General features: G+C 55.2%; 10 protein-coding genes. 7 read left to right on the top strand and 3 right to left on the bottom strand.

Annotated elements, in window-relative coordinates; genetic code table 11:
• Positions 1-144: 144 nt before the first annotated feature.
• Positions 145-1,314 carry an acetylornithine deacetylase gene (argE, locus tag B7L09_RS18730; RefSeq protein ID WP_094470092.1) on the bottom strand — a complete coding sequence of 390 codons (1,170 nt, stop codon included), beginning with the start codon at positions 1,312-1,314 and terminating at the stop codon, positions 145-147.
• A gap of 156 nt (positions 1,315-1,470) precedes the next feature.
• Between argE and B7L09_RS18725 the strand changes: the two genes are divergently transcribed.
• A complete protein-coding gene (locus B7L09_RS18725; protein ID WP_094470091.1) occupies positions 1,471-2,838 on the top strand; it encodes a CYTH domain-containing protein in 1,368 nt (455 codons plus the stop codon).
• A 127-nt stretch (positions 2,839-2,965) separates the two neighbouring features.
• Here B7L09_RS18725 and B7L09_RS18720 read toward each other — a convergent pair whose 3' ends face one another.
• The gene (locus B7L09_RS18720) at positions 2,966-3,430 is read right to left on the bottom strand and encodes an Lrp/AsnC family transcriptional regulator (protein WP_094470090.1); all 465 of its coding nucleotides are present in this window, start codon (positions 3,428-3,430) and stop codon (positions 2,966-2,968) included.
• Positions 3,431-3,555: 125 nt separating this feature from the next.
• Between B7L09_RS18720 and B7L09_RS18715 the strand changes: the two genes are divergently transcribed.
• The 6 genes from B7L09_RS18715 (at position 3,556) to gmtX (ending at position 11,088) form a co-directional block, all read left to right on the top strand.
• Positions 3,556-3,894 (top strand): ACT-like domain-containing protein, encoded by a 339-nt coding sequence (locus B7L09_RS18715; RefSeq protein WP_094470089.1) that lies wholly within the window; start codon positions 3,556-3,558, stop codon positions 3,892-3,894.
• A 90-nt stretch (positions 3,895-3,984) separates the two neighbouring features.
• Positions 3,985-5,769, top strand: a complete 1,785-nt coding sequence (tfpB, locus tag B7L09_RS18710; protein ID WP_094470088.1) for a type IV pilus assembly ATPase TfpB — start codon at positions 3,985-3,987, stop codon at positions 5,767-5,769.
• A gap of 70 nt (positions 5,770-5,839) precedes the next feature.
• Positions 5,840-6,160, top strand: a complete 321-nt coding sequence (locus B7L09_RS18705) for a DUF2388 domain-containing protein (protein WP_169857239.1) — start codon at positions 5,840-5,842, stop codon at positions 6,158-6,160.
• Positions 6,161-6,328: 168 nt separating this feature from the next.
• Positions 6,329-7,795 (top strand): gamma-mobile-trio recombinase GmtY, encoded by a 1,467-nt coding sequence (gene gmtY, locus B7L09_RS18700; protein ID WP_010454835.1) that lies wholly within the window; start codon positions 6,329-6,331, stop codon positions 7,793-7,795.
• Between the two features lie 46 nt (positions 7,796-7,841).
• Positions 7,842-10,433 (top strand): gamma-mobile-trio integrase GmtZ, encoded by a 2,592-nt coding sequence (gene gmtZ / locus B7L09_RS18695; RefSeq protein WP_049870744.1) that lies wholly within the window; start codon positions 7,842-7,844, stop codon positions 10,431-10,433.
• A complete protein-coding gene (gene gmtX / locus B7L09_RS18690; protein WP_010454839.1) occupies positions 10,426-11,088 on the top strand; it encodes a gamma-mobile-trio protein GmtX in 663 nt (220 codons plus the stop codon). Before gmtZ ends, gmtX begins: the two co-directional genes overlap by 8 nt.
• A 235-nt stretch (positions 11,089-11,323) precedes the next feature.
• Here gmtX and B7L09_RS18685 read toward each other — a convergent pair whose 3' ends face one another.
• Entirely contained in the window at positions 11,324-11,785 is a 462-nt protein-coding gene (locus tag B7L09_RS18685) for a hypothetical protein (RefSeq protein ID WP_010454841.1), read from the bottom strand.
• Positions 11,786-12,064 lie beyond the last annotated feature (279 nt).

The following is a 12,064-nucleotide window of genomic DNA, read 5'->3' as shown; positions in this document are numbered from 1 at the left end:
CGCTCTCCTCATGAATACGGGTTGGGACACTGGCAATTTATACGGTTTACTCAGCCAAGCCACTGCANNNGNNCTTACATTCAACATCCAATGTTGACTGATCTGGCCTCATCGCGAGCAAGCTCGCTCACACAGGGATCTCGCTCAACCGACTGGCATTGGCGTTTGGGCCGGCGTCAGGCAGTAATGTTCAATCAGTTGTCGTAATAGATGCACGGTAGGCTGCAAACGTGACATTTCGAGGTATTCCCCCGGTTGGTGCGCACAGGCGATATCGCCCGGGCCGAGTACCAGTGTTTCACAACCAAGGCGCTGAAGATAAGGCGCTTCGGTGCCGAACGCTACTGCTTCGGCACGATGACCGGTCAATCGTTCCGCAACCCGCACCAGCTCGGCGTCTTCGGCCTGCTCGAACGGCGGCACTTCGGGGAAGAGCGGCGCGTAGTTGATCTTCACCTGATGGCGTTCGGCAATCGGGTTGAGCCGCTGCAAAATTTCGGCGCGCAGGGCTTTGGGGTCCATGCCCGGCAACGGCCGCAAGTCGAACTCGAGGGAACATTGACCGCAAATGCGGTTGGGATTGTCGCCACCGTGGATGCAACCGAAGTTCATGGTCGGTTGCGGTACGCTGAATTGCGGGTTGCGGTACTCACGCTGCCAGGCCAGGCGCAGGCCACGCAGTTCGCCAATGGCGTCGTGCATGGCCTCGAGGGCGCTGTGGCCCAGACTTGGGTCCGACGAATGGCCGCTACGGCCGAGGATGTCGATGCGCTCCATCATCACGCCTTTATGCAGGCGGATGGGCTTCAGCCCGGTCGGCTCGCCAATCACTGCTGCACGCCCCAGCGGACGCCCCGCTTCGGCCAGGGCACGCGCACCGGACATCGAGCTTTCTTCATCGCAGGTGGCGAGGATCAGCAGCGGCTGTTTGAACGGTTGATCAAGCAGAGGTATCACCGCCTCGATGGCCAGGGCAAAAAAGCCTTTCATGTCGCAACTGCCCAGGCCCACCCAGCGGCCATCGACTTCGGTCAGTTTCAACGGATCGGTCTGCCACAGTGCGCCATCAAACGGCACCGTATCGCTATGACCGGCCAGCACCAGGCCACCAGGACCGCTGCCGAAACTGGCCAGCAGGTTGAACTTGCCGGGGCTGACTTGCTGGATATCGATGGCGAAACCCAGGTCGCCGAGCCACGTCGCCAGCAAGTCGATGACCGGACGGTTGGATTGATCAAGGCTGGGCTGGGTACAGCTGACCGTCGGCGCGGCAATCAGCGCAGCGAACTGATCTTTCATGGACGGCAAAGGCATCGCTGACTCCAACTCGCGAATTGAAGTCCATCATAGAACCATCCGGCGACAGGAATAAACCGTCGCGGCGCGAAGCGGCAGCCAGTCCTGTACACTGCACGACCTTGGCAGCCACACTTTTCCCCGGCTGCGCTCCCGATCCTGGATTTTCCGGCCATGCAGAAAGAAACCGAAATCAAGCTCCGCGTCAGCCGCGAAACACTCGCCGCGCTGCGTGAGCACCCGCTACTGAAAAAACGCAACAAAAGTGGCTGGGAACGCCGTGAGTTGATGAACCAGTATTTCGACACCCCCGAGCGCGACCTGGCCCAGGCCAAAGTCGCCCTGCGCCTGCGCAAGGACGGTGACGAAATCATCCAGACCCTCAAGACCCGTGGCCAGAGCGTCGCTGGCTTGTCGGAACGCAACGAGTTCAACTGGGACCTGCCCAAGGCCAAGCTCGACGTGAAGAAACTCGACGGCGAGTGCTGGCCCGAGCAACTGGCCGAGCTGGACAAAAAGACCCTCAAGCCGATCTTCACCACCGATTTCGTGCGTGAGCGCGCTGAAATCGCCTGGGGCCGTGGCAAGGCCAAGGTGGTCATCGAAGCCGCCCTGGACCTGGGCCACGTGGTCGTGGGCAAGCAGAAAGAAGAAATCTGCGAGCTGGAACTGGAACTGCGCGAAGGTGAACCGGCTGCCCTGCTGGAACTCGCCGCCGAGCTGGCCGCCACCCTGGCGCTGATGCCCTGCGATATCAGCAAAGCCGAGCGTGGCTACCGCTTGTACGACGCCAACAGCTACTCGCTGAGCCTGCCAGCGCCGCAGATCCNCGCTGAAATGCCGCTGGACGATGCATTCGCCGCACTGAGNTGGCATTTGCTGAGCAGCAGCCAGCGTCTGGCCGAACAATACCGTTTCAATGGCCACTGGCGCCTGCTGCNGGACTGGGTCGAGAACCTGGCCGAATTGCGCGCATTGCTCAGCAGCCTGGGCCAGGCCGCACCGCGTCAATCGACGCACGACCTTCGCATCGCACTGGATGCCTTGCTCGAAGACTGGCGTCCACTGGTGCAAGCCGGTATCGACGACGAAGACATTCGCAAAGCCGCGCCGGAACAATTCGCTGAAGAGCTGGAAGACGTGCGCTGGGGCTTGTTCTCGCTGAACACCTCGCGCTGGCTGCTGGCCCGCACCTGGGCGGCTGATCGTAACGTCCGTGGCAATCGCCAGGGCGCTGCGCAATTGGGCAGCTGGTTGCCGCGCTTGCTGGGTGAAGAAGCGACGTCCCTGCAATTGCAGCGTTATCAGCAACAACCGGAAGACCTGGCCGAGCAACTGCCGCGCATCGAGCGCATCCAGGCCTGGCTGCACCACGCGCGCCAGGTGGTAGACATCCCGGAACTGGACCGTTTGTACGGCGAGCTGAACAAGCTGGCGCAACTGGCTAACCAGTTGATCACCGACGAATCGCTGGATGCGCGCATGCATCAGGCAATTGCGGTGTATCAGAACCGTGCCTGGAAAACGTTGCTGCGCCTGTAATACCGCAATCGCGGGCAAGCCCGCTCCCACATTGGACTGTGTACATAATTCCCTGTGGGAGCGGNATGCGTTCCCCTGTGGGAGCTAGCCTGCTAGCGATGAGGCCAGCAAACTCACCGCAAAAACTTCAGACCGGCAAACTGGTGGTGGACTTGATCTCCGATAACGCCACAATCGAGTTCACTTCCTGAATCCCCGGCACCATCGACAGCTTTTCAAAGAAAAATCGCTCATACGCCTCGATGTCCGCTGTGACAATCCGCAGCAAGAAATCCACCGACCCCATCAGCACATAACACTCCAGCACCTCGGGAAAGCCGCGAATCGCCTCGGTAAACTCAGTGAAATTCGAACGCCCGTGCGCGTTGAGTTTGATCTCGGCAAAGATCTGCGTGTTGAGGCCGATCTTCTTGCGGTCGAGCAGCGTCACCTGCCCGCGAATCACGCCTTCTTCCTTGAGCCGTTGAATACGCCGCCAGCACGGCGACTGCGACAGGCCCACCTGCTCGGCGATCTGCGCGCTGGAGAGCGAAGCGTCTTCTTGCAGCAACGCGAGAATCTTGCGGTCGTAGCCATCCAGCTCATTTTGCATAAATAAACCCGTGATTGATCGCCAGCCGAATCAAACAATTCGAAAATTCGCCAATAATCCCCATCATAGATAAGAAATGCCCGGCAACGAATGTAAAAATTCCTCCATTGATTTGGAGACCGACCATGCCGCACCTGGAAGCTGTGAACACCTCGCCTATCCGCGCCGATGTCTGGAACGCCGGCAACGCGCACTGCCGCGTTCATTACCAACTGCTGGCCGAAGCCGAGCCTGACCTGCTGTGCCGGGCGCTCAACCTGTTCGCCCTGCAGTTTCTGACGCCGCAACAGGTCAGCGCGCAGCGGATGGACGATTTGATGTCGATCGACATTGTCATGGACGGGCTGAGCTGGCATCGCGCCGAAGTGATTGCGGAAAAATTACGTAACCTGATCAGCGTGTGTTCGGTGGAGCTGCAAGCGGCTGATTCCGCGTGGGAAGCGCCGGCCCGGGCGGCGGGCTGACAAACCTCGACACGGCTTCGTCGGGTAGTGGCCCAACGGTCGGCGGGTCCGCGACTATCCTTTGCGAACTGTTGTTCATGAGGAGCCCGCATGTCCGTTCAACTTGCCATTCAGGACCGCTGGCTGGATCTCAATGATTTGCTGCGTGAACTGGTCGCCCAGGGCTTTATCAGCCAGGACTCGGCCGAACACGCGCTCAATGCTCGCCGCCGCCACGCCACCCATGGCCAGATGCATCCCCTGGAATTCATCGCCAGCCAGCACCTGGACGACCTCAGCCGTCCCGGTAAACACCTCGACCTGGAAAGCCTGACCCTGTGGCTGTCACAACAGGCCGGCCAGCCTTACTTGCGCATCGACCCGCTGAAAATCAACGTGGCGGCGATTACGCCACTGATGTCCTACGCCTTCGCCCAGCGCCACAAGATTCTGGCGGTGTCCATCGACCGCGACGCGGTGACCGTGGCCAGCGCCCAGCCTTACGTCAACGGCTGGGAAGCTGACCTGACCCACGTTTTAAAGCTGCCGATCAAACGTGTCGTGGCCAACCCGGTGGACATCCAGCGCTTCAGCGTCGAGTTTTTCCGGCTGGCCAAATCGGTCAGCGGTGCGACCAATGCCGATCAGCAAACCAACACTCTGGGCAACTTCGAACAACTGCTCAACCTCGGCGCCAGCGATCAGGAACCGGACGCCAACGACGCACACATCGTCAACATCGTCGACTGGTTGTTCCAGTACGCCTTCCAGCAGCGCGCCAGCGATATCCACATCGAACCCCGGCGCGAGCAAGGCACGGTGCGCTTTCGCATCGACGGNNTGCTGCACAACGTCTATCAATTCCCGCCTCAGGTCACGATGGCGGTNGTCAGCCGCCTGAAAAGCCTGGGCCGGATGAATGTCGCGCAGAAGCGCAAACCCCAGGACGGCCGGGTAAAAACCAAAACCCCGGACGGCGGCGAAGTCGAGCTGCGGCTGTCGACCTTGCCGACGGCGTTCGGCGAAAAAATGGTCATGCGGATCTTCGACCCGGAGGTGTTGCTCAAGGACTTCGATCAACTCGGTTTCTCCGCCGAAGACCTGCGCCGCTGGCAGGACATGACCCGCCAGCCCAACGGCATCATTCTGGTCACCGGGCCCACCGGATCGGGGAAAACCACCACGCTGTACACCACGCTCAAGAAACTGGCGACGCCGGAGGTCAACCTCTGCACCATCGAAGACCCGATTGAAATGGTCGAACCGGCNTTCAACCAGATGCAAGTGCAACACAACATCGACCTGACCTTCGCCAGCGGTATCCGCGCGCTGCTGCGCCAAGACCCGGACATCATCATGATCGGTGAGATCCGCGACCTCGAAACCGCGGAAATGGCGATCCAGGCTGCACTGACTGGTCACTTGGTCCTGTCGACGCTGCACACCAATGATGCGCCGAGCGCTATCAGCCGCCTGCTGGAACTCGGCGTGCCGCATTACCTGATCAAGGCCACGGTGCTCGGCGTCATGGCCCAGCGCCTGGTTCGCACCTTGTGCCCACACTGCAAGGCACCGCTGACGTTGGGTGAAGAAGACTGGCAAACCCTGACCAAACCCTGGCAAGCGCCGCTGCCCACCAATGCCCAGCGCGCCATCGGCTGCCTGGAATGCCGCGACACCGGCTATCGCGGCCGCGCGGGGGTCTACGAAATCATGCAACTGACGGATGGCGTTAAGGCGCTGATTAATCCCGACACCGATTTGCTCGCGGTGCGGCGTCAGGCGTTCAAGGAAGGCATGCGCAGTTTGCGGCTGTCGGGGGCACAGAAAGTAGCCGCCGGGTTGACGACGATCGAGGAAGTATTGCGTGTGACGCCGCAGAGTGAGCAAAAGTAGGCGCGGCAATCATGGAACTCGATTGGGGAAATGGCGATCCAACCCCGTAGTTAACCAGTGGAGTCCCCCCATCATGCGTCTCAAACTTGCTGTCGCTACCATCGCTTTGTTGTCCCTTCCAGTCGGTTCGGCGATGGCCGATAGCTTTTGGCGTAACGTCATTTCGTCCGGTGCGACCACCGGTTCGACCTACCTGACCTTCAAGGATCACAAGCTGATCGTTGCCGCGCAGGACGATGCCGGCAGCTTCGTCGCCAGTGACGGCGGCATTCGCGGCCCATATCTGGAGGCCGCGATGCAGAAAGTACGTGCTGATAATCCGGGCCTGCAGGCGACGGACATGGAACTGGCGAATGCGATCCTGGCGAAGAACGCCGTGGCTTCGGAGTAAGCATTTCAGCCGAACAAAAAATGCCGCTCACATGAGCGGCATTTTTTTGCCTCCACACAAACCCCCTGTGGGAGCGGGCTTGCTCGCGAATGCGGTGTGTCATTCAGCATTGATGTTGGCTGGCACACCGCTTTCGCTATCCAAAAAAGGGATAACGGAGTGCATCCAATGGCTGTGGTGGATACCTACGCTAAGGTGGCTATCGATGATTCGGGCGTTCATAGCGAAGTCCTAATACTGCTGACTGAGCGGGGAGTGGTCAGACCGCTGCTGGATTATTTACTGACTCGATATTCCGAACGCAGTCAGAGCTGGCGGCGTCATGTCGTCAGCGCAACGAAGCTGCTTATCGAGTACATGGAGGCCAATCAGCAAGCCTTTCTCGACCCCAAGACACTCTTTCAAACATTTGCAACTCGCTTATACAGCGGCACCGTTGGTGATGATGGTCTAGATCCTTCCGGGCTGTATTGGATACCGGCGAGTACTGCTACGGTTAATCGGCATCTCTCAGCCCTCAGAGGGCTCACCGATTATCTTGCTGAGCGCCAGAATGTTGAGCACATGAATCCCTTGGTAACAGCCAGCAGCCATGATCAGCGCTTGAACTATGCTGCTTGGCATCGCCGCAACCAGAACGATTTCCTGGGGCACATTCAGAACAAATCAGTCAGCGAAACGGTTAGAAAAGCACGTAATGTCAGGGGGCGTCGCTCTTTGAGTCGGTCTGACGACGATTCCATAGCCTTTCCAGAGTCGTTGTTTGAACGCTTTTATATGGAAGGATTGGGCAGCGCTCAGGATCGCCGTTGTGCCGTTAGAGATCAGCTTATTGTGATCATGATGCACGCTGCCGGCCTACGCGAAAGCGAGGCGTTGCACCTGTGGGTACATGACGTGTTGATTGACCCGCACAACGATAGTAATGCCATCGTCCGTATCTACCACCCCGAGGACGGCAAAGCCCCGGAAGACTGGAAGAGTCGAACAGGTAAGACCAACCGCTCAGCCTACTTGCGGGAAAAATATGCTCTAACGCCTCATAACCAACGGAGGAGCACCCATCATGTGGGCTGGAAGAATCGGTTAGTCGATCACCGCGACAACTATATCCAGTTGCACTGGTTTCCCACTGACTTTGGCCGACTATTCCTGAAGTTGTGGTGTGAGCATCTGCGTTATCTAGCCACCGTCGAGCGCCATCACCCTTATGCGTTTGTGTCGTATGAAAAAAAACACATCGGTAAACCCTATAAATTGAGTGCCTTCAACAATAACTATGCCAATGCTTTGGCCCGTATTGGTTATACAAAGGCCAAGATCGAAGGCCGCTCGCCTCACTGCCACCGTCATGCCTATGGCCGCCGTATGAGCCGCGCCGGAGTCGATCCGATCATGCGCAAGAAAGCACTACATCACTCTTCACTGGAGTCACAGGTGGTCTACACGTCCCCCGGAATTGCTGATGTCACGCAATCACTAATGCAAGCTACCGAGCGTCTGGACAAGCTTTCGCAAGCTGGCCAGGTCATCAACCCCTTCTGCAACTGGAACGACCTTATGAAGACAGGTTTTGAAGATATCGATCCCCACGGGCTGTTATCAGGGACACACGCTCGGCTAAGGAGTCGCTAACCATGTCCGTAAAAAAAAAGCTAAATACAATGGCCGAAGTGCGGATATCACATTCTCTTGGTTGACGGCGGAACGTGGCGAGCAATGGGAAACGTGGCGCGCATTACTGGCGGGTTGGATTGCGACGCAACCAATAAATTTGGATCATAAATTGGGCGGTACGGTTTGGTTTATATCAACGTACCTAGGCAAACTATCAGAGCCTGAAAACCCTGCCGCATTGTTTCGAGAAGCCGAAAAAAATAACTTGCCTGATATAGAGGCACTACTTTTAGAAGGTCGCTCAAGTAATAAGGCTGCGTTATATCAGAACCAAATAGTTACTTTTATCGACTGGGTGATTACAAAGCAATTCAGTGAGCTGGATGATCGGGGCCGCCTAGCACCACTAGTGGATAATCCGTTTAACAGAGCGAAACGAAAATACTTAGTCAATGAGACCGTCCATAACCCGCTGCCTTACACCTATATTCAAGAGCTGCGTCAAATACTTTGCCCAAATCCACGCGGCAACTTCTCAGATTGGGTCTGGGCACAACAACAACTTGCTCAGCAGCGTCCTGATCCAGATGGATTTCCATCAATAAATACCGGCGAGTGGTTGGAGGTTGATCCCAGCCAAATCGATCCCGAGGATCCTGATTGTGTATGGCGTATCCGCGTCGTTGTGCGACGGAGTAAAGGGAAGCGCCAGGAAAAGATCGAAATCCATGAGATCTGGTCGCCAGTGCGTGCCATGGTATTGCTAGTCAAATTGTATCTGCCGCTACGAACCTACCAAGTGCGCTTTCTAGATTCGGGTGAGGCTGATACTTGGCGTTACGAGCAGGGTGCGTGGGTACTGAACAATAAACACGGATTCCGATTTGGCAACGAGAAAAATCCATTCAACCGTGGTGTCTTTTGCCGTTTGCGTAGCCCTGACAGTGCTGAAATCATGACGGGTCTATACATAAATACCAACAAAACCGCCGACCAGAACAAGGACGAGCGAGAGCGCGGCTACACCATCCCTTGGCAACATGAAAATCTATTGTACTGGCTGGAAAAATTGCGCAATTGGCAAGAGAAATACAACCCGATCAGCGCTCCGACTTCTTGCACCAAGCTGGAGAGGAAGCATATAGGTCACGCAAAGTCAGAGGTGCAATTGCGCGAGATGGGGAGCATCTGCTTCCTATTTCGTGACGCCTCTGCCTCCAAGGAAGCTGATCGGTTAAAGCCCATTCAGATGACGCCAATTTTTGTAATGTGGTTTCGGCTGCTGAGCGAACTTGAGGACCAGGTGGCCGCGCGCGGACAAACCTTGAGTGATGGCTCTCGGCTCCGTTTTGTACGTACTTACCCTGACGATTATTCTATGTCGCAGACGGCAGCCGAGTTCCCTTTGCATAGTCTGCGAGTGTCCCTGCTGACTTGCTATGCCATGGAGGGGCAAGTGCCAATGCCAGTGCTCTCCAAGTTATTGGCTGGACACTCGCGACTGCTGATGACGCTCTATTACACAAAGCCCACCCCGGCGATGATGTCTCAAGCGATGAAACAGGCGACCTTGAAGGTAGAGGCCTTGCAGGAACAGAGCCTACGTACATTTCTTCGCGATGCGGACTTGCGTCAGATCACCTGCAAGACAGCCTACCGAGACGAAGCGGCACTTGAAGCAGCCTTGATCAACCGCAATCCGGTTGGGTGGGAGTATCGACATATCGGCCTGTGCCTAGTTGGCGGCAACACCGTTAAATCCTCAGAGATTAGGTCAGTGGGTGGCTGCTGGAATGGGGGAGATTACCAATTTGCGAGGGGCGGTCTCGACCAATATGCTCCGGTCCCGCACGGTCCAGAAAACTGCGTTCGATGCCGTTGGTTCGTCACCGATGCACGTTATCTAGATGCGTTACGTGCGCACTTCAATAACATCAGCTATAGAGCTTCTCTCGCTGCTAACTTGGCTGTCGAGCACGAACAGGCGCGGGATGCTTTACTCGAGGCGAGGTTTACCTCCCTTGAAAATGGACAAGCTTTCATGCACCAGGCCGCGCTGCAAGAGACCGAACGACGCTACGAAAAGCAGATCGTTGAGGCTGACGAATATGCCAAGGACCTTGTGGCCTGCTTTCAGTTGATCGGACGCCTCATTGCCATCGAGGAAGGTCGTAGCGAAGACGACAGCGGCGCCAAGTTGGTTGCCGTTGGAAGCATGCAGGACATCCACCAGCCCATCAGCATCATCGAAACCGATTCAGAAATGCTACAACTGGCTCAAATCTGTGAGGATGCGGAACTCTACCCCGATCTACTCGACGAGTTGCGCAAGACTCCAGTTATAGAGAAACGCTCGCGAGCGCTGAATCGCCTTTTGATGAATAAAGGTTACAGCCCTGTATTCATGGAAATGGACGAGCGGATGCAGTTAATCGCGGGCAACGCCATGATGCGTGCGATGGCCGCCCAAGCGTCTTCTTACGACCAGATGGAAGGATTTAGGCATGTCGCGGGGTTGGTTGAGGCAGGTCAGCATTTGCATTTGTTGCCTAGCGGCATTGGAGCCCTAGAAAAGGCCTATCAAGGCCCCGTTATCAAGCTGTCGGAGATAATTGGTACTTCATCAAAACGCATTCAGGAGTTGTTTCATGGTTGATGCGCAAATGATCTTCGAAGACCTCAAGACGCAAGCGAGTACTCGACAGGCCAAGTCGCTGACTATCCTCAACAAGGTGCTGAAAGCGCAATGCGACGCTGGTGATCGCAACTTCTCCATAGCAGAAATTGCACGTATGTCGGTTGATCTTGGTGGTCCCTCCGCGTCGACCATACGCAACAAAACGGGGCAGGTCTTCCGCCAGTTGATCGAGGCCTGGGCCACTCAAGCGGGTTCTGCGATGAAAGTCCCGGTAAACCAGCTTGCCAAAGCGAACAAGGTTCCCAAGGACAACGAACTACTAACTCTGATCGGAGACCCAGCGCTACGAGCTGTGTTCGGCCAGATCATTGCCGAGCGTAATCGCTTCCGTAATGAATTGAACACACTCAAGGCGAATAGCAATCTGATGATTGATATACGTCCTGTGCGCCAATTAGATCAAGCTGCACAACACGGTTCATTGCAGATATTACCGGCACTGAATTTTAACGAAATGGAAATGGAGGCATTAAAGGCGGCTGTTTCGGATAATTTTTTCAAACATCGGGATTGGAGCATCAGCCCGGCAGGGCAAGTCAAGGACGAGGACGGGCGCGAAGTTTTTAAACACGGATTTGTTAGCGCAATTAAAAAGACCCTCAAGCACGTTTGAATCATGACTAATGGATCGCATATGTATATAAAATAGTTGGCGCCACGATTTCACAACATTGAAAATTCTGACTTGGTGTAGCAAAAATGAAAAAGGGGGCTTTCTAGCCGCTAAATGCATGGATGTCTAGTCGAGAGGCTGTTTCAATAGAGCCAGCCCCAACCGCACGGCCGCAAGTTACAACACGTTGCGGCCATCCCCCCAAAAGAAGTAAATTTCAATTCATTGGCTAAAGTTAAGCTTTACATGTGAAATCGATAACATAGGGGGCGAAGGCGAGCGCAAGCCCAATTATGCCTACTGTAAAAAAGGAGACTCTGAAACATTTTCCATATGTCCAAACTGACATAAAACCTTTAGAGCGAGTAATTTTATCGTCTGAAGAAAAAATTGAAGCCTCTGGAATAATTCCAGATTGTTCGATGTAACATAAAGCCGATTCTGCCCTCTTAATCATAACGGATACGCGCTTATCTAGCTTCCAAAATAAAAAAGATACCAAACTCAAAAATATACCTAGAAGAGTTGCAAATGCTGAAAATTTTGCTCCCTGCTGCAAGCTTACGCCAATTCCAGCAGCGATTAGTCCAGAAATTGCCAAGAAAAAATTAAATACGGTCATCCGCTGCTGTGCGTGCAGCTCGAAATATTTCCACGCGTGCTCCATCGAGCGGTCAATTTTTTCATTAGCTTCCATATACCCTCTCAAAAAATGAACTATACCGATTAATTATAATTTATTACTGATCAGCCATGCGCATAGTCATGGTGCCGTTTCTTTATTCTCAGATACCTTTGAGCCCTCATATTAAGGCTGGTTGGGTGGCAAGACTGTGACGGAATGTAGGCAAAGGTTCATCGATGACGGCACAGTTGCTCACGCCCGGGATCGTTCGGATGCAGTAGAGAGATAGAGAAAGTAATAAAAACAACCTACCGGCTAGTTTATTACTTTCCGGGCAGACTAATAAATTGA

Source organism: Pseudomonas mandelii, from assembly GCF_002251635.1.
Lineage (GTDB): Bacteria > Pseudomonadota > Gammaproteobacteria > Pseudomonadales > Pseudomonadaceae > Aquipseudomonas > Aquipseudomonas mandelii_B.
This window is presented reverse-complemented; position numbering and strand designations above follow the sequence as displayed.